At 63.1% G+C, this 18,038-nt stretch carries 13 protein-coding genes and 1 riboswitch; of the genes, 11 read left to right on the forward strand and 2 right to left on the reverse strand.

Annotated elements, in window-relative coordinates; translation table 11 throughout:
- Positions 1–247 precede the first annotated feature (247 nt).
- The 3 genes from N688_RS09125 to N688_RS09135 all read left to right on the forward strand — a co-directional run bounded on the left by N688_RS09125 (position 248) and on the right by N688_RS09135 (position 4,488).
- Complete coding sequence (locus N688_RS09125) at positions 248–2,728, forward strand: serine/threonine-protein kinase (RefSeq protein ID WP_052888991.1); 2,481 nt, start codon at positions 248–250, stop codon at positions 2,726–2,728.
- A 173-nt stretch (positions 2,729–2,901) separates the two neighbouring features.
- A complete protein-coding gene (locus N688_RS09130; protein WP_052888992.1) occupies positions 2,902–3,819 on the forward strand; it encodes a R2-like ligand-binding oxidase in 918 nt (305 codons plus the stop codon).
- Between the two features lie 234 nt (positions 3,820–4,053).
- Positions 4,054–4,488: a thiol-disulfide oxidoreductase DCC family protein gene (locus tag N688_RS09135; protein WP_052888993.1), complete on the forward strand. Its 435-nt coding sequence runs from the start codon at positions 4,054–4,056 to the stop codon at positions 4,486–4,488.
- A 17-nt stretch (positions 4,489–4,505) separates the two neighbouring features.
- On the opposite strand, the gene N688_RS09140 is transcribed toward N688_RS09135, so the two are convergent.
- Positions 4,506–5,012: a hypothetical protein gene (locus N688_RS09140; protein ID WP_052888994.1), complete on the reverse strand. Its 507-nt coding sequence runs from the start codon at positions 5,010–5,012 to the stop codon at positions 4,506–4,508.
- A 191-nt stretch (positions 5,013–5,203) separates the two neighbouring features.
- Positions 5,204–6,232, reverse strand: a complete 1,029-nt coding sequence (locus N688_RS09145) for a DNA methyltransferase (RefSeq protein ID WP_052888995.1) — start codon at positions 6,230–6,232, stop codon at positions 5,204–5,206.
- A 514-nt stretch (positions 6,233–6,746) separates the two neighbouring features.
- Here N688_RS09145 and N688_RS09150 point away from each other — a divergent pair.
- The 8 genes from N688_RS09150 (at position 6,747) to metE (ending at position 17,960) form a co-directional block, all read left to right on the forward strand.
- Positions 6,747–8,111, forward strand: coding sequence for an MFS transporter (locus N688_RS09150; RefSeq protein ID WP_052888996.1), 1,365 nt, complete (start codon positions 6,747–6,749; stop codon positions 8,109–8,111).
- 140 nt (positions 8,112–8,251) lie between these two features.
- Complete coding sequence (locus N688_RS09155; protein WP_052888997.1) at positions 8,252–8,596, forward strand: hypothetical protein; 345 nt, start codon at positions 8,252–8,254, stop codon at positions 8,594–8,596.
- Between the two features lie 100 nt (positions 8,597–8,696).
- On the forward strand, positions 8,697–9,683 hold the full coding sequence (locus tag N688_RS09160) for an ABC transporter ATP-binding protein (RefSeq protein WP_052888998.1): 987 nt from the start codon (positions 8,697–8,699) through the stop codon (positions 9,681–9,683).
- A 5-nt stretch (positions 9,684–9,688) separates the two neighbouring features.
- Positions 9,689–10,492 carry an ABC transporter permease gene (locus N688_RS09165; RefSeq protein ID WP_052888999.1) on the forward strand — a complete coding sequence of 268 codons (804 nt, stop codon included), beginning with the start codon at positions 9,689–9,691 and terminating at the stop codon, positions 10,490–10,492.
- Positions 10,489–11,292, forward strand: coding sequence for an ABC transporter permease (locus N688_RS09170; protein ID WP_081838671.1), 804 nt, complete (start codon positions 10,489–10,491; stop codon positions 11,290–11,292). Before N688_RS09165 ends, N688_RS09170 begins: the two co-directional genes overlap by 4 nt.
- 130 nt (positions 11,293–11,422) lie before the next feature.
- Positions 11,423–11,673, forward strand: a riboswitch (cobalamin riboswitch).
- 115 nt (positions 11,674–11,788) lie between these two features.
- Entirely contained in the window at positions 11,789–14,314 is a 2,526-nt protein-coding gene (locus tag N688_RS09175) for a ribonucleoside-diphosphate reductase subunit alpha (RefSeq protein WP_081838672.1), read from the forward strand.
- A 190-nt stretch (positions 14,315–14,504) separates the two neighbouring features.
- Entirely contained in the window at positions 14,505–15,539 is a 1,035-nt protein-coding gene (locus N688_RS09180; RefSeq protein ID WP_052889001.1) for a ribonucleotide-diphosphate reductase subunit beta, read from the forward strand.
- 84 nt (positions 15,540–15,623) lie between these two features.
- Positions 15,624–17,960, forward strand: coding sequence for a 5-methyltetrahydropteroyltriglutamate--homocysteine S-methyltransferase (metE, locus tag N688_RS09185; RefSeq protein ID WP_052889002.1), 2,337 nt, complete (start codon positions 15,624–15,626; stop codon positions 17,958–17,960).
- Positions 17,961–18,038 lie beyond the last annotated feature (78 nt).

The following is an 18,038-nucleotide window of genomic DNA, read 5'->3' on the forward strand; positions in this document are numbered from 1 at the left end:
CGGCACTCGCAGAAGTCAACGCGCGGGAAAAACCGCCACTGAGGAAAACGTCTAGACTAGTAGGTCAGCAGCCGACGGCTGTGGTACAATAAAACGACAGCCAGAGCAACGAAGCACTCGACAGGAAAGACAAGCCGGCCTGTCGCCGGTGCGTCCGTCGACCAAAGAGCGGAGCGGGGCCGGTCCTTCCTGACCCCATCCACAGACACAGCCACAGATGAGACGAAAGGATAGAGAGACAGCAGGCATGCTCGCGTTGGAAGGCAGGCAGCTCGGCAACTACGACGTCATCCGGCGCATCCGCGTCGGAGGTATGGGCGCCGTCTACGAAGGGCGCCAGCGCACCGCCTTTGGCAGGCGCGTTGCCATCAAAGTCATCCTCGGCAACTACGCCAGCGACCCCGACATGCGGCGGCGCTTCGCCCGCGAGGCGCGCACCATCGCCCGCCTGCAACACCCGCACATCCTGCCGCTCATCGAATTCGGCGAAGAGCAAGGGCTGCTCTACCTTGTCATGCCCTTCATCGACGGCGGCACCCTCACCAGCTACCTGCGCCGCATCTACCGGCCCCAGGTCACTGGACGAGAGCCTCTCCCCTTCAACCTGCACGAACTCATCGACATGTACCTGCAGCTCCTCGACGCCGTCGAATACGCCCACGACGAGGGCCTCGTTCACCGCGACATCAAATCCTCCAACGTCCTGCTGGAGCTACCACGCAGCGGCGTCCCCCACGTCTACCTGGCCGACTTCGGCCTCGTCCGTCCCGCGCGCCAGGCCGAGCACCAGATTGGCCGTCCCATCCCCCTCGACCAGGTACCCGGCACCCCCCAGTACATGGCCCCCGAACAAACGCGCGGCATCGTCACCCCCCTCACCGACATCTACGCCCTCGGCGTCCTCCTCTTCCAGATGCTCACCGGCGAACTCCCCTACGACGACCCCGACGACATCAAAGTCATCCAAATGCAACTACGCGCCCCCATCCCGCGCCCCTCGCGGCGCAACCCCCAGATCCCGCCCGCCTTCGACCGCGTCGTCCGCAAAGCAATGGCCAAACGCGACGACGAACGCTTCCAGAACATCGCCGCCCTACGCGAGGCCGTCCTGCTGGCCCTGGAAGAAGAACAGCAAGAACAGCAGGAACTGCAACCAGACTGGCCCGAAGCACCAATCGAGCAACCACGAGAACCGCGAGAGGCCCACCCCTCGCGGGAGCTGCCTCCCCTGGACTACGTCTATAGCGGCCCCAACGAGCCGCAGATCGAAGAACTGCCGCCCGACGAAGACATCGCCGCCGCCACCACCTTGCCCGACGTCACCGCCGAAGCCCTCTCGCGGCCCAGGCCCCAGCCTGACTACCGCTCGCGCCAGGAGCTGCGTACCATCGCCCTGCCCATGCCCGAGCCGCTCACCATCCCACGCCGGGGCCGTCCGCCCGCACAGGCCCACCCTGCCATCCAGCGCATCACCGAAGAGCCACAACCGCCACTGAGAGGACGAAGCAGCCGTCAGCAGACCAGCGGCAGCAGCAGGCGCCCCCTCTCGCTCTTCGTCGCCATTGCCCTCATCGTCATCGCCATCCTCCTGCTCCTCCTCTTCGCGGCCCGCAGCCTCAACATCGGCCTGTTCCCGCCGGGCGTCCCCCTGCTTGGCGCCGATCCCACCGTCGTCGTCACCATCAAAGCCCGGAGCCAGACCCTCCAGGACACCTATCTGCTGACAGCCGCGCCGCAGGTCCAGACCGTCGACCTTGGCACGCGCACCATTCCCGCCCGCCGCCTCAGCGCCAGCCGCAGCCTCACCCAGACCCTCGCCACCAGCGGCACACGCACCACCCAGGGCAGCAACGCCCAGGGCCGCCTCCTCTTCAGCAACCACGGCCTGCAACCGGTCACCGTTCCCGCAGGCAGCATCTTCACCGGCACCTCCGGCATCAGCGTGCGCCTCCTCACCACGGTTGTCGTCCCACCGCGCCAGGGAGACCAGGACGGCACCGCCAGCGCCACCGCCCAGGCCATCAACGCCGGTCCCCAGGGTAACATCCCCGCTGGCGACATCGCTCAGCCCTGCTGTGGGCGCCCGACCCAGCTCCAGGTCACCAACCCCGCTGCCTTCAGCGGCGGCAGCAACAGCCAGACCATCCACATCGTCGCCCAGGCCGACCTCGACCGCGCCCGTCAGACCCTCCTCCCCCAACTGGAGCACCAGCTTGAGGAACAGCTACAGGCCGCCCTCAAAAGCGGCGAAGCCCTGGCCGGCACCCCAACCTACCAGGTCACCCTCACAGCCAACCCACCGCTCGGCAGCCAGGCCGATCAGGTGCGCATCCAGCTCCAGGTCACCGCCAGCGCCACCGCCTACAACCCAACGCAGGCCCGCCAACTGGCCAGCGCCCTCCTCAGCCGCCAGGCCCAGCGCGCCCTCGGCTCCGCCTACCAGCTGCGCCCCCGCAGCCTCAGCGCCTCTACCCCCACCGTCACCGCCCACGGCAACCGCGGCATCGTCTACCTCAGCGTCACTGTCCACGGCCTCTGGAGCTACCAGATCAGCCCCCAGACCATCGCCCGCTGGCAGCAAGACCTGCGCGGCACCAGCAGCGACGTCGCCCAGACCTACCTGCGTTCTCAGCCGGGCGTCGCCTCCGTCGACATCCGCCTGCCCTTTGGCAGCCACAACCTGCCCCAGCAAGCCGACCAGATCCAGATCGTCATCAACGACCAATAAAAAAAGAAAAAGCGGGCAAAATTGGTCCAGCCCACCCTTGACAGCCAGCCGGCCCCACAGGTATCATTGAACATGATGACTGACTGGTATTCAGTCAGTTACACAACACAACCAGGCAGAGAGGGACCCCGCTCACCGAGAGCAGAGGGCACCCGGACAGAAAGCAGGCAAGCATGACCCAGACTCAGAGCACACACGCTGCCTTCGTCACCACCAGCGAGCGCGGGCTGCGCCATGACATCCTCCCGATGCGACTCTACCACAAAGCCAAGAAACTGGGCATCTGGGACCCGCGCGCCATCGACTTCTCCCAGGACATCCAGGACTGGCAGCGCCTCAACGAGGACGAACGCGAAACCCTGCTCTACCTCAGCTCCCTCTTCCAGGCCGGAGAAGAGAGCGTCACCCTTGACCTGCTTCCCCTCATCCTCACCATCGCCCGCGAGGGCCGGCTCGAAGAAGAGATGTACCTCACCACCTTCCTCTGGGAGGAGGCCAAACACACCGAATTCTTCCGCCGCTTCCTCGACGAAGTAGCCCACGAGCACAGCGACCTCCACCGCTACCACACCCCCAGCTACCGCAAAATCTTCTACGAAGAGCTACCGCAGCGCATGAACGCCCTCCTCAGCGACCCCTCGCCCGAAGCCCAGGCCCGCGCCAGCGTCGTCTACAACATGATCGTCGAAGGCGTCCTGGCCGAGACTGGCTATCACGCCTACTTCAACATGCTCGAACGCCTCAACATCCTGCCTGGCCTGCGTCAAGGCGTCGGCTACCTCAAGCGCGACGAATCGCGCCACCTGGCCTACGGGGTCTTCCTCCTCTCGCGTCTGGTCGCCCAGGAGCCACGCCTCTGGGACGTCATCCAAGCCTACATGAGCGAGCTGCTCACCTACGCCCTCGGCGTCATCAACGAACTCTTCGAAGCCCGGGCCAGCCAAGAGAACCCGCCCTTCGAACTGCAGCTTGACGACTACCTCTCCTACGCCACCAGCCAGTTTCAGAAGCGCCTCGACCGCATCGGACGCGCACGCCAGCAAAGCCTCGAAGACATCTATCAGTCTAGCGAAACAGACGAACCGGCATAGCCTTCTGTGTATTGCAGCGTCTCCTTCTATAACGATGTATGGTCACCGCTCACCGAGGCCCCCTGAGTCAGCAAACTCAGAGGGCCTCGGCCCTCCTGCCCACCCAGACACCCCGGGGATGTGCTATAGTACAATCAGCAAGAGACACCACCCAAAAAAGAAAGGAGGGCCAGACGACCTGGCCCCGGCCTGCCACACCGCCTCAGGAGCGAGAGAGCCGAGACCAGCCTGACCATGTCTGACCACAACTATCGCCATCCCGTCAAAACCATCGTCATCTTCGATGGCAGCTGCGACTTCTGTACCGCCATCGCCGAACTGCTGCGCCGCCTGGACCGCCGGAGACGGCTCACCTGCCTTCCCTTCCAGATCGCCGGCCTGCCCGAGCGCTACGGCCTCAGCGTCCGCCAGTGCGAAGAGAGCGTCTGGACCATCCTCCCCGACGGACGACGCTACCGCGGCGCCCAGGCCCTCGCCTCCATCCTGGACCTGCTGACCGGCTTCCCCCTCTGGCAGCACCTCTACCACCTGCCCGGCCTGGGGCCGCTCTCCGAGCACCTCTATCGCTGGGTCGCGGCCCACCGCCAGTACCTGCCAGGCGTCAGACCCTACTGCCAGCGTCCCAGAACCCCCTGCGGCGCCGCCCACCCCGAGCCAGCGCAGCGCTAAGCCCCTCCACCTCTGCTTCAGGACTCCTCTGGCTCCACCAACAGGGTCCCGCTGCGCAGCGCCCGGCGCACCTCCTCTATCTCGCGCTCATCCTGGAGCGCACGCTCACTATAGGAGCGCTGCCAGATCCGTAAAGGCGGCGTCGGACCGGGCGCGCGCACCTGCTCCAGATGCGCCAACCAGGCCACCGCCACCAGCGACTTAAAAGCCTCCACCACTCGCCCCAGGGTGATCGTCCGGTTCGTATTCCCCTCCAGGGAAAGAATACACTGCACCTGCTGCGGCCCGATCACCAACGTATCCAGCATCAGCCCAGGAAAAGGACGAGGCAACGCCTGCCAGGTCTCCTCTAAAATCCGACGCAGCGCCGGGTCCTCAAAGCTCGGCGCATACGGCTCCGCCCGTAACGTCACCAGATAGGTCCCTGTCCAGCCATAGTTATGCGTCGGCAACCGCAGCGGGCGCCCAACGAGGCTTTTCTCATAGCGGGGAGTTGCAGGAACAAGTGTCTTCTTCATCTGCATACGCCACATACCTCTTTCCACATAACCTCCACGATCACCGAACCCTCTCACCACAATCCCATCGCAAAGATGTAAATCCCTCAAAAGGAGAGAAAAATCGAATTGCGCGGCAGCTCCTTTACAGGATAGCACAGCAGCACAGCTGCGGCAAGTCTTCCGGTCCCACCGCCAGGGAACGACGAGGGAGCCGACTACGGCTGACCAAGAAGACGCTGCACACAGAAAGGACGACGGGGAGCCAACTGCAGCAGGCGCTCGCGCGTCACCTCGATCGCCAGCGGGCTGCTATCGCAGGCAATCCAGCGCCGACCCAGGCGCTCGGCCACCGCCGGCGTCACGCCGCTCCCACAGAAGCAGTCGAGCACCAGATCATCCCCCTCACTGGAAGCCAGCAGAATACGCTCCAGCAGAGCCGCCGGCTTCTGCGTCGCGTAGCCGTTACGCTCGGGATCACGCTGATGGAGGTGGCTGATATCGCACCAGACGTCGGCGGGCGTCATTGGCTCATCCTCGTAATAGCGATAGAGACGACCCCCGGAACGGATCGTCCAACACACTCGCCCATCGGCCTCCACCTGGCGCCGCATATGATTACGCCGCTCACGCCCCCGCGGCGGGCCGACCCGCTCACCATGAAAACGATACTGACGCGAGCGCGTGTAGAGCAGCAACGTATCATGTTTACGCGCAAACCCCCGGGAACGCCGGGGCCGCCCACCGGAATGATAATGCCAGATAATCTCATTCTGGAAACCGCCACCCGCCGAGGCCGCCTCGCGGAAAACCTCATCCAGCATCAGTCGGGCAAAGTGGACTGCGCGCCAGTCCAGATGCACATAGAGGCTCCCATGAGGAGCCAACAGACGATAGAGCAGCAAGAAGGTCTCATAGAGCCATTGCAAATACCCATCAAGATTGCCCTGCCAGCGATCGTCATAGGCCAGGCCCCGGCCCCCGCGATAGGTCCGCTCGCTCATAAACGGAGGATCGATATAGATCAGATCAACGGCTCCAGCAAATTCCGCCAACAAGGCCGGCAGCACCAGACGCTTATCACCCTGGATCAAGCGATTCTCCCACTCAGCCGCCGTCTCAGCCTCACACCCAGGACCGGAACCAGTCAGCGCCGGAAAACGCTCGCAGGTCTGCAGGCGCGGAGCCGGCGGCAGCCCCGCTGCATAGGGATTATGCTTCTGCTGCCAGATCAGTTCTGCCACCACTCCCGAACTGACGCCTCCCTCCGGGAAATCTCTTCCAGCCCTCCCCCACCAGGCCAGCCGGACAGAGCTGCCCCCTGGCCTGATCAGTGGCGGCTGCCTGCCCACCCGCTCCCAGTGAGTGAGCACAATCTATTACTATAGCACAGCAGCACGCCCCCGCAAATACAAGCCCTCATCGGCAGGCCAGGCCCAGGCCCCAGCAGCGGTCGCGCCGCCCACACGCTCTACAGCCCTATCTCCATATGGACATATGGAAAGAGAGAAGGTACAATGAAAACCAGTGGGAGCGTGAGGAATGGCGAAATCCGCAGCAATGGACCAGAAGGAGGTGAGACCCTTCAAGCGCCACCACTTCATAGAAGCAGCATCACATCAGGCAATGCATTCATTGCCACGGCGCCCACTGGCGGGCGAACCCAGGCTACTCGCTGGCGGCCAGCGCTCCGAGTAGCCTGCAGTGCAGTGCGCCGAGCAGACGCACATTCACCATCACTGCAATGGAGGCAAAGCGCTCATGGATGCAGCAGAACGTCGCATTACCGTAGCCTCACGCATCGATCGCCTGCCCCTCTCCTCACTGCACCGCAGGCTCTGCCTCGTGCTAGGCATCGGTACCTTCTTTGACCTCTACGACATCTTCCTGGGCGGCCTACTTGGGACCGTCCTCACCCCCCTCTTCCACCTCTCCACTTTCGAGACCGCCCTCATCATTGGCTCCGGCTTCCTCGGCATGTTCATCGGTGCCATCGCCCTCGGCGTCATCTCCGACTACATCGGGCGGCGCAGCATGTACATGATTGACCTGCTCATCTACTCCCTCTTCTCCCTCATCGCCGCCTTTGCCCCAAACTTCATCTGGATCGTTATCTTTCGCTTCCTGGCCGGTATTGGCCTCGGAGCCGAGCCACCCCTGATCGACATCTACATGGGCGAAATGATCCCACGCCACGCCCGCGGACGCTACACCGCCTGGTCCTACACCCTGGGCTTCTTCGGCGTCCCTGTGGCCGGCTTCGTCGGACGCCTCGTTGTCAAAGGCAGCTTCCTGGGCCTGGACGGCTGGCGCTGGCTCCTCATCGTCGGCTCACTGGGAGCCCTGATCGTCTGGTTCCTGCGCCGCCACCTGCCTGAGTCGCCGCGCTGGCACGAAATCCGCCAGGACGAAGCCGCCGCCAACGCAGCCCTCACCAGCATCGAAGAGCAGGTCATGCACGAGCATGGTCTCAAAGAGCTGCCCGAGCCGCAGCCGGTCATCGTCGAGCCACAGACGCGGGCCACCATCGCCGAAATCTTCAGCGGCGTCTACGCCAAACGCACCATCATGCTCTGGATCTTCCAGATCCTCCAGACCGTTGGCTATTACGGCTTCGCCACCCTGGCCCCCGCCGTCCTCACGGCCAAGGGCTTCAGCATCGTCACTTCGCTGGGCTACACTGCCCTCAGCTTCCTGGGCTATCCCCTCGGCTCCTTCATCTCCATCTTCCTCGTCGAGCGCATCGAGCGCAAATGGCTCATCGTCACCTCAGCTCTGCTCATTGCCCTCTTCGGCCTCAGCTTCGGCTTCGCCACCTCCGCCATCGTCCTGATCATCTCGGGCTTCCTCCTCACCACCGTCAGTAACCTCTTCTCCAACGCCTTTCACATCTACCAGGCCGAGATCTTCCCCACGCGCATGCGCGGCACCGCGGTCGGCATCGCCTACAGCCTGAGTCGCCTGGTCAGCGCCATCCTGCCCTTCGCCGCCCTCCCCGTGCTCCAATCGCTGGGGCCAGTTGCTGTCTTCGCCGGCGAGGCCGTCCTGCTCGTCTTTCTCTGTTTGGACGTTGCCCTCCTTGGTCCCCCCAGCACCGGGCGCACCCTGGAGATCATCGCTCGTTAGCCTGACCCGCCCTGCCTGCCCATCACTGGGCCTTGCCACTCGGACTGGCCAGGGGGCAAAATAGAAGGCTGAGAGAAAGGGAACGGTCATCGTCCCTCCCTCTCTCAGCCTTCTCTGCTGGCCAGACGCTTTTCTCTAGAATGAGGAGTGAATCCACTACCGACTATGGATCTCAGGAACCTCCCAATCTCAGCCTTCATCTCGCCCATCCCCCCGAGACCAATCTCCTCTGTTTCCGCCTCGAGCCTGCCTGGCTGCCCCCCGCTGCTCACGATGCCCTGAACGCTCGGGTTCAGGCTGCACTGCTGGCGCAGGAGCGCATCTTTCTCTCCCTGCCCCTCTACCAGGGCAAGCGCTGGCTGCGGGCTGTCCTCCTCAACCCCTATACCGATGAGCACATCATCGAACGGCTCACCACCGGACTGGCCCGCCTCCTGCGGCAGGAGCACCAGCAACAGGACAGCAGCCAGGCGCCAGGCCGCTGAGGGCATTGACGCCCCTGGGAGGCTACCCGCTATACTGAGACCAGCAACCACTACAACGGGAGAGGAGAGTCGTTGCTCCACCCAAGGAGCCAGCCAGGCTATGACCATCTCAGCCACTATCAGCGTTGAGCATCTGCGCAAAGTCTACCGCGTCTACGAGCGCGAGGCCGGTCTGCGCGCCGCCTTGCGTGGCCTCATCCAGCGTCACGCCCAGGAGGTCATTGGAGTCGATGACCTCACGTTTCGCATCGAGTCGGGGGAGATCGTGGGATTTCTCGGTCCCAACGGGGCCGGCAAGACAACGACCCTCAAGATGCTCGCCGGCCTGCTCTATCCCAGCGCTGGTACCCTTCAGGTCCTGGGCTATCTCCCCTGGCGCCGTGAACGCTCCTTCCTGCGCCAGATCGCCCTGGTCATGGGCCAGCGCCAGCAACTCATCTGGGACATCCCCGTCATCGACTCCTTCGAGCTGAACCGCGCCATCTACCGCATTCCCTCAGCTCAGTATCGCCAGACCCTGGACGAGCTAACGGACCTGCTCGAACTTGCCTCACTCCTTCAGAAGCCTGTACGGAACCTCTCCCTGGGAGAACGGATGAAATGCGAGATCGCTGCCTGCCTCCTGCACCGTCCCCGGGTGCTCTTCCTCGATGAGCCAACCATCGGCCTCGACGTTGTCATGCAGCGCCGTATCCGCGACTTTGTGCGCGAATATAATCGTCGCACCGGGGCCACGGTCCTGCTGACCAGCCACTACATGGCCGACGTCGAGGCCCTGTGTCAGCGCATCATTCTGATCCATCATGGCAAGATGCTCTTTGACGGCGAACTCACACGCCTGATCGAACGCTTCTCGCCCTATAAGACCATCGCCGTGCGCCTGCAGGAGCCGGCCAGCCTGGACCCCTACGGCGAAGTCATCGGCCAAAGCGAAGATCGGATCACCCTCCGCGTCCCCAAAAGTGCGGTTGCCCCCGTCACCGCGCGCTTGCTCACAGAGCAGGCAGTGATCGACCTCAGCGTCGAAGATCCCCCCATCGAGGCCGTCATCGAGCACATCTTTACCCAACAAGAGGAGGTAGTTTGACCCCCATGAGACAGCTTTTGGCCGTCTACCGCCAGCAACTGAAAACAGCCCTGGCCGAGCAGCTCCAGTACCGGGCTGCACTCATCATCTGGTTGATCGAGGTGGCACTAGGACCGGCGGTCTCCGTCAGCGTTTGGTCGACAGTAGCTCGCAATGAGGGAGGAGCAGTCAACGGCTACAGCTCGGCAGGCTTCGCCGCCTATTTCATTGCCACCATGCTGGTCAACTACGCCACCCAGACCTGGGTATTTTGGGAATTCAGCCGCCGCGTGCGTGAAGGCGAATTCTCGCCGCTGCTCCTGCGCCCCATCCACCCGATTCACGCCGACCTGGCAGACAACCTGGCCTACAAGATCCTCATGCTGCCCGTCATCACCCTCGTCACTCTGATCCTCTTCTTCGCCTTTCACGCCAGCATTGCCCTCACCCTGGCCAACGTCCTTGCCTTCCTACCGGCCCTGGTCCTGGCCTTCGCCCTGCGCTTCATCTTAGAGTGGACCCTGGCCCTGTTAGCCTTCTGGCTGACTCAAGTCAACGTGATCAATCAGCTCTATGTGGTCGTGGTGCTCTTCCTCTCGGGGCAGCTCGTTCCGCTGACCCTTCTGCCCACCCCTGTGCAGGTGGCCTCAGCCTGGCTTCCCTTCCAGTGGATGGTCGCTTTCCCGGCGGAGCTGCTTGTCCATCGCCTCAGCCCTCCGGCCCTCCTTACCGGCCTCCTCGCTCAGCTCGCCTGGCTGCTGGTCGGCCTCGCCCTCTTCTCCCTCACCTGGCGCCTTGGCATCAGACGCTATACAGCAGTAGGAGGATGAAACGAAACACCATGCGCGACTACCTGCGCCTCCTGGGCACCTTCTTCCGCGTCAGCCTGTTAGGAGAACTAGCCTATCGGGCCAATTTCTGGCTGCAGGCCATCGAATCCCTCATCGAGTTAGGAACGGCCCTGGCCCTGGTCAGCGTCGTCTTCACCTATACCCAGAGCCTCAACGGCTGGCATGCCTCTGAGCTGCTCATACTCATCGGCACCTACTTTCTGATCGGCGGCGCCATCAATATGATCATTACACCCGGCATGAGCCGCCTCATCGAGCAGGTCCGTCTGGGCACCCTGGACTATCTGCTCACCAAGCCTGAAGAGGCCCAGCTCCTGGTCAGCATCCAGCGCCTCGATCTCTGGAAACTACTGGACCTCCTCTTCGGACTGGCCCTACTCGTGGCCGCTGCCAGCTGGCATGGCAGCTGGCCTAGCCCGCTGCAGATCCTAGCCTTCGCCCTGACCTTGCTGGCCGGGGCCATCATCGTCTACAGCTTTGTGCTCTTCCTGGCTACCCTCTCCTTCTGGTACGTGCGCGTCGAAAACATTCTGGTGATCTTCGAAAGCATGTACGAAGCTGGGCGCTGGCCGGTCGATATCTACCCCGGCTGGCTGCGCGCTACCCTCACCTTCATCGTGCCGGTGGCCTTCGCCGTCACCGTCCCCGCTGAGGCCCTGACCGCCCGCCTCACCTGGCTGGCTCTCCTGGGCACCCTCGCCCTCGCTGCCCTGGCCCTGCTGGTGACCCGCCTCTTCTGGCGCTTCGCCGTGCGCCACTACAGTGGCGCCTCATCCTGAACTTCTTCCCGAAGAACAGGAAAGAAGTACCAGGGGAGAGCCGGCCTCTCCTGCTTGACTTCCGACACAACATATGGTATCTTACCGCCCGTACCTGCCTATATCTTGTGCTTGCTCATTGGCAACCGAAGAGAGAAAGACACCCACAGGGCGATGCTGTCGTGGCATCGCTGAAAGATGGGGGAAGTCCGGTGAGAATCCGGCGCTGTCGCGCAGCGGTAAGCTGCCCCGTCCTGATCTCCAGCGTGACCTGGCCTGCTCGCAGTCAAAGCAGGTCAGGGCCCAGGGAGAGTGACAGCAACGGCCCCAGCAAATGAGCCAACAGCCAACGGAAGGACGGAGGAGCTAAGCCCGAATGCCCACCTGTGGGATCTGGCTCGATCCCTTCGCGTGAAAGGGAAGACCAGTGGACAGCCCACCTGTGAGGCTGTCCGTGTGCGTCAGCCTGTTTCCGTCGAGGGAGCAGGCTTTTTTCATCTCAAGGAGGGACAACGGCATGTCATTCCCAGCGAACCAGACGCGCCCGGCCACACCCGTGGCCATCGACCCCGAGCAGGTGCTCGCCGAGGTCTGTCGCGGCTTCGAGGACCGCGCTGACCGCGCCCAGCTCCTGGAGGAGGTCCAGGCCACCCTGAGCGCCGACCTCTCCGAAACGGAGCTGTGGCAGGCGCTGCTCCTGGTGGCGCGTGCCCATATCGAGCAAGAGCCAGCCTTCAGCTTCATCACGGCTCGCATCCTGCTCCTCTCGCTCTATCGCGAGGCGCTCAGCCCGGATGAGCACCTTCCCGCCAGCTTTGCCGAGATGGACAATGCCTATCGGCACTATCTGCCGCGCTACATCCAGCGGGGCATCGATACCGGGCTGCTCGATCCCCGCCTGGCCACCTTCGATCTCGAGCGCATCGCCGCCCTCATTCGCCCCGAGCGCGACCTGCTCTTCACCTATCCGGGCCTGCAGACCCTCTACGACCGCTACCTGCTGCAATATGAGGGCCAGCGCTTCGAACTGCCCCAGTTGCTGTGGCTGCGCGTGGCGATGGGCCTGGCCCTCAACGAGACCCACAAGGAGCAGCGCGTCGCCGAATTCTATGAGGTCCTCTCGCAGTTCTCTTTCACTCCGGCAACCCCCACCCTCTTCAACGCCGGCACTTCCCATCCGCAGCTCTCCTCGTGCTACCTGACTACCGTCAAAGACGACCTCTGGCACATTTTCAAGAGCATCCAGGATAATGCCCTCCTCTCCAAGTGGGCCGGCGGCCTGGGCAACGATTGGACGCGCGTGCGCGCTCTGGGCGCCCACATTCGTGGCACCAATGGCCGCAGCCAGGGCGTCATCCCCTTCCTCAAGGTCGTCAACGACACCGCCGTGGCCGTCAACCAGGGCGGCAAGCGCAAGGGCGCTGTCTGCGCCTACCTGGAAAACTGGCACCTGGACATCGAGGACTTCCTCGACCTGCGACGCAACACAGGCGATGAGCGACGACGCACTCATGATCTGCACACCGCCTGCTGGATCTCCGACGAATTCATGGGCCGCGTCGAGCGCGGCGAGCAATGGACCCTCTTCAGCCCGGACGAGGTCCCTGATCTCCACGAGCTGTATGGACGCGCCTTTACCGAGCGCTATCGCCACTACGAGCGCCTGGCCGACGAGGGCAAGATCCGCCTCTGGAAGCGCCTGCCAGCGGTCGAACTCTGGCGCAAGATGCTGACTCGCCTCTTCGAGACCGGCCACCCCTGGCTGACCTGGAAAGATCCGGCTAATGTGCGCTCACCCCAGGATCACACCGGTGTCATCCATAGTAGCAACCTCTGCACTGAGATCCTGCTCAATACCTCGGAAGAGGAGACGGCGGTCTGTAACCTCGGCTCCCTGAACCTGGTGGCCCACATCGTTGATGGTCAGCTCGACCATGCAAAGTTACGGTCAACCGTTCAAACGGCCATGCGCATGCTCGACAACGTCATCGACGTCAACTACTACCCCACGCCCGAGGCACGTACGGCTAACCTGCGCCATCGTCCCGTTGGCCTGGGCGTTATGGGCTTCCAGGATGCGCTCTTCTTGCTTGGCCTCAGCTATGCCTCGCAAGCTGCGGTCGAGTTCGCCGATCGCAGTATGGAAGCCATCTCCTACTACGCCATCCTGGCCTCCAGCGAGCTGGCCGCCGAACGCGGCTCCTACCCCAGCTACCACGGCTCAAAGTGGGACCGTGGCCTGCTGCCCAGCGACACCATTGCTTTACTGGAGCAGGAGCGCGGCCAATCGCTGGAGATGGACCGCAGCACAACGATGGACTGGGAGGTCGTCCGGACCCACATCCGCCAGCACGGCATGCGCAACAGTAACGTTCTGGCCATCGCCCCGACAGCCACCATCTCCCTGATCGTTGGGGTCAGCCCCTCGATCGAACCAATCTACAAGAATCTCTATGTCAAAAGCACCCTGTCTGGCGAGTTCACAACCGTCAATACTTTCCTGGTCAACGATCTCAAGGCCGCTGGCCTCTGGAATGCCGACATGCTGGAGGCCCTCAAGTATTACGATGGCTCCCTCCAGGAGCTGCCGATGGTGCCAGAGGAACTCAAGCAGCGCTATCTGACGGCCTTCGAGATTGATCCACGCTGGCTAATCGAGTGCGCCAGCAGACGTCAGAAGTGGATCGACATGGGGCAGTCCCTCAATCTCTATCTGGCTTCGCCCAGCGGCAAGCAACTCCATGAGATCTACCTGCGGGCCTGGAAGAAGGGCTTGAAGACCACCTACTACCTGCGTACTCTGGCCGCTACCCAGGTCGAAAAGTCGACGGTGGATATCAATCGCTGGGGCATCCAGCCACGCTGGATGAAGAACGCCAGCCCTTCCAGTACCGTCCAGGTCAGGCGCGGAGCCTTCAAGGAGGCCAGCCCAGCCTCGGGCGCTGACCACGACGGCGCGGAGTCGATGCTACCGGCTCCCTCGTCGGCAACCGGTCCGGTCACCGCCTGCTCCCTCGACGACGAGTGTGAAGCGTGCCAGTAAAGCGGCAGTGCCCGGCTCACTCTTGCTGGGTGAGCCAGGGGCCGGGCACTGCCTGACTTGATCTTGTTTCCGATCCAGTGCACCACCGCTTGAGCCAGCTGCCCTGACGGTGAGGCACGCATCCCCACTGTCCGGCCCCGGTGCCGGGCCACGCACCAGCAAGGCACCCTAGGAGGAGAACTGCAAACCAATGGCGACGCATGCCTTCAATGAACAGGACATTCTTGCGGAGAAGCGGCTCATCAATGGACCTGCCGTCAGCGTCAACCAGCTCATGCCGCTCAAATATCGTTGGGCCTGGGAGCACTACCTCAATGGCTGCGCCAACCACTGGATGCCCAACGAGGTCCCGATGGCCAGTGACATCGAACTCTGGCGCAGTCAGCGCCTCTCCGAGGCCGAGCGCCTGGTCATCATGCGCAACCTCGGCTTCTTTGCAACCGCCGAGAGCCTGGTGGGCAATAACCTGGTCCTGGCCATCTTCAAGCACATCACCAACGCCGAATGTCGCCAGTACCTGCTCCGGCAAGCCTTTGAGGAAGCGGTCCATACCCATGCCTTCCTCTATATCGTCGAGAGCCTGGGCCTGGACGAACGCGAAGTCTTCACTATGTATCACCGCATCCCCGCCATTCAGCGCAAGGACGCCTTCGAAATGAAGCTCACTTCCGCCCTCCTTGACCCCACCTTCTCGACCGCCGAGCCGCAACAGGCCCAGCAGTTCCTGGACAACCTCATCGGCTACTATGTGATCATGGAGGGCATCTTCTTCTACAGTGGCTTCGCCATGATCCTCTCCTTCCACCGACGCAACCTCATGACCGGTATTGGCCAGCAGTTCCAGTATATTCTGCGCGACGAAACCATCCATCTCAACTTCGGTATTGACCTGATCAACGGGATCAAGGTCGAGAATCCTGGCCTCTGGACACCCGAGTTTGAGCGGCATATCATGGAATTGATTGAAGAGGCGGTGGAGTTAGAGATTGCCTATGCGTACGACTGTCTGCCAGAGGGGATCGCGGGCCTTCATGCCCCGGCCTTTGCTCGCTATGTTCGCCATATCGCCGACCGGCGCTTAGAGCGCATCGGCTTGCCGGCGGTCTATCACGAGCCACATCCCTTCCCCTGGCTGAGCGAGACCATTGACTTGAGCAAGGAAAAGAATTTCTTTGAGACGCGAGTCACGGAGTACCGGTCGGCGGCAACGCTCGAATGGGATTAAGGTGGGTGCATACCCTGTCCCGCTTGCCACTGCAGCGGACCGGACCAAACCGAACCAGACGCGAGGAAAGGACAAGGGAGGAGTATGGTGCAGGCTACCAATCTCGGCTACCCGCGCATTGGCGCGAAACGCGAGCTGAAGCGCGCGCTCGAGCAGTTCTGGGCAGGAAAACTGGATGAGCAAGGACTGCGCGAGCTGGCCGCTGCGCTGCGCCGGCAACACTGGCAGCTCCAGCAGCGCCTGGGGCTGGACCAGATCCCGGCCAACGACTTTTCCTTGTATGACCACGTGCTGGATATGGCACTGGTAGTAGGGGCAGTCCCGCGGCGCTATCGCCGCACCAGCGACAATGGAGCGCTGGCACCGGATCTGTCGACCTATTTTGCGATGGCCCGCGGCGTTGAAGCCGGCCCGGGTGGCGAGGCCGTGCCACCGATGGAGATGACCAAATGGTTCGATACCAATTATCATTATATCGTGCCCGAGTTTGAGGATGATCTCTCGTTTCACCTCGCCTCAACCAAGCCACTGGATGAGTTCAATGAAGCCAGAGCCTTGGGCATCCAGACGCGTCCCGTCTTGCTGGGGCCGGTCTCGTTCCTGCTGCTCGGCAAGACGCACCGCGAGGACCTTTCCCCCCTGACACTGCTAGAGCAGCTGCTGCCGGTCTACGAGGAGCTGCTCCAGCGCCTGGCCGCTGCAGGCGCCGAGTGGGTGCAGCTGGATGAGCCTTGTCTGGTACTGGACCTGGAGCCCGCTACCCTTCAGGCGCTCGAACAGAGCTATGCTCGCCTCAGTCAGGCGGCGCCGCAGCTGCGCCTGCTGCTGGCGACCTACTTCGGCGATCTCGGCCCCGCCCTCTCCACGGTCGTACGCCTCCCAGTGGCCGCCGTTCACCTCGACCTGGTGCGCGCCCCCCAGCAGTTGGAGCGCGCCCTGGCCGAAGCCCCCTCGACCCTGACCCTCTCACTGGGCATCGTCGACGGACGCAACGTCTGGCGCACCGATTTCGAGCAGGCTCTGACCCTCATTGAGCAAGCCCTGGCGCGACTCGGCTCGGAGCGCATCCTGCTGGCCCCCTCCTGCTCACTCGTGCATGTGCCGGTCGACCTGGAGCTGGAGAGCGAGCTGGACGCTGAACTGAAGCAGTGGCTGGCCTTCGCTAACCAGAAGCTGCAGGAGATCACCCTCCTGACACGAGCGGCCAACGAGGGACGGCAGGCCATCGCCGAAGAACTGGAGCGCAACCGTCAGACGATCGAGCGGCGGCGCACCTCGCCTCGCATCCATAATGAGGAGGTGGCTCAGCGCGTGCGCCAGGCGCGGGCCCAGCCTGCGCGGCGCCAGAATCCTTACCCTGTGCGCCGCCAGCGCCAGCGCGCTCAGCTGCAGCTCCCACCCCTGCCAACCACGACCATCGGCTCCTTCCCGCAGACCGACGAGGTACGGGCGGCCCGGGCTGCCTTCAAGAATGGACGCCTCGACGCGGCTGGCTATGAGGCCTTTCTGCGCGGCGAGATCGAGCGCACCATTCGCTTCCAGGAAGAGATCGGCCTCGACGTCCTGGTGCATGGGGAGTTCGAGCGCAGCGACATGGTCGAGTACTTCGCTGAGCAGCTCGACGGCTTCCTCTTCACACGCAATGGTTGGGTGCAGAGCTATGGCTCGCGCTGCGTGCGCCCTCCGGTCATCTACGGCGACGTCCAGCGCCGTGGCCCTATGACCGTGCGCTGGTCAACCTTCGCCCAGTCGCTGACGACGCGCCCCGTCAAGGGCATGCTCACCGGTCCTGTGACTATGATGCAGTGGTCATTTGTGCGCGACGATCAGCCACGGGCAGAGACCTGCTATCAGCTGGCGCTGGCGCTTCATGACGAGGTGCAGGACCTGGAGGCGGCGGGCATTCGCATCGTCCAGATCGATGAACCCGCCCTGCGCGAGGGCCTGCCCCTGCGCCGCTCAGAGTGGGCCAGCTACCTGGAATGGGCCGTCGACTGCTTCCGCCTGGTCTCGGCCTCGGTCCGGGATGAGACGCAGATCCATACGCACATGTGCTACGCCGAGTTCGGCGATATCATCGAGGCCATTGCTGCAATGGATGCCGATGTCCTCTCCATCGAAGCGTCGCGCTCGCGCCTGGAACTGCTCAATGTCTTCGTCCACTACCGCTATCCGAATGAGATCGGGCCAGGCGTCTACGACGTCCACTCGCCGCATGTCCCTTCGGCCAGCGAGTACGAGCAGCGCCTGCTGCGTATCCTGGAGGTGCTCCCCCCTGAACAGCTCTGGGTCAATCCCGATTGCGGCCTGAAGACGCGCCGCTGGGAGGAGGTCAGACCCGCCCTGGCCCATTTGACTCAGGCAGTGCAGGCAGTGCGCTCCCGCCTGGAGAGCGCGCCAGACTCGAATCTGAGGGCATAAGGCAATAGGACAGGGCTGGGCTGGGCTGGGCTGGCTGCTGGCTGTTGCGGGCGCTGGATAGGGAAACGCTCGCACCCG

Origin of the sequence: Thermogemmatispora carboxidivorans (assembly GCF_000702505.1) — a bacterium.
Classification (GTDB): domain Bacteria; phylum Chloroflexota; class Ktedonobacteria; order Ktedonobacterales; family Ktedonobacteraceae; genus Thermogemmatispora; species Thermogemmatispora carboxidivorans.

What these genes read in the sequence shown, in the direction of transcription:
- N688_RS09125 (WP_052888991.1), top strand. Translation starts at nt 248, where the DNA reads ATGCTCGCGTTGGAAGGCAGGCAGCTCGGCAACTACGACGTCATCCGG.
- N688_RS09130 (WP_052888992.1), top strand. Translation starts at nt 2,902, where the DNA reads ATGACCCAGACTCAGAGCACACACGCTGCCTTCGTCACCACCAGCGAG.
- N688_RS09135 (WP_052888993.1), top strand. Translation starts at nt 4,054, where the DNA reads ATGTCTGACCACAACTATCGCCATCCCGTCAAAACCATCGTCATCTTC.
- N688_RS09140 (WP_052888994.1), bottom strand. Translation starts at nt 5,012, where the DNA reads ATGCAGATGAAGAAGACACTTGTTCCTGCAACTCCCCGCTATGAGAAA.
- N688_RS09150 (WP_052888996.1), top strand. Translation starts at nt 6,747, where the DNA reads ATGGATGCAGCAGAACGTCGCATTACCGTAGCCTCACGCATCGATCGC.
- N688_RS09155 (WP_052888997.1), top strand. Translation starts at nt 8,252, where the DNA reads ATGAGGAGTGAATCCACTACCGACTATGGATCTCAGGAACCTCCCAAT.
- N688_RS09160 (WP_052888998.1), top strand. Translation starts at nt 8,697, where the DNA reads ATGACCATCTCAGCCACTATCAGCGTTGAGCATCTGCGCAAAGTCTAC.
- N688_RS09165 (WP_052888999.1), top strand. Translation starts at nt 9,689, where the DNA reads ATGAGACAGCTTTTGGCCGTCTACCGCCAGCAACTGAAAACAGCCCTG.
- N688_RS09170 (WP_081838671.1), top strand. Translation starts at nt 10,489, where the DNA reads ATGAAACGAAACACCATGCGCGACTACCTGCGCCTCCTGGGCACCTTC.
- N688_RS09175 (WP_081838672.1), top strand. Translation starts at nt 11,789, where the DNA reads ATGTCATTCCCAGCGAACCAGACGCGCCCGGCCACACCCGTGGCCATC.
- N688_RS09180 (WP_052889001.1), top strand. Translation starts at nt 14,505, where the DNA reads ATGGCGACGCATGCCTTCAATGAACAGGACATTCTTGCGGAGAAGCGG.
- metE (WP_052889002.1), top strand. Translation starts at nt 15,624, where the DNA reads ATGGTGCAGGCTACCAATCTCGGCTACCCGCGCATTGGCGCGAAACGC.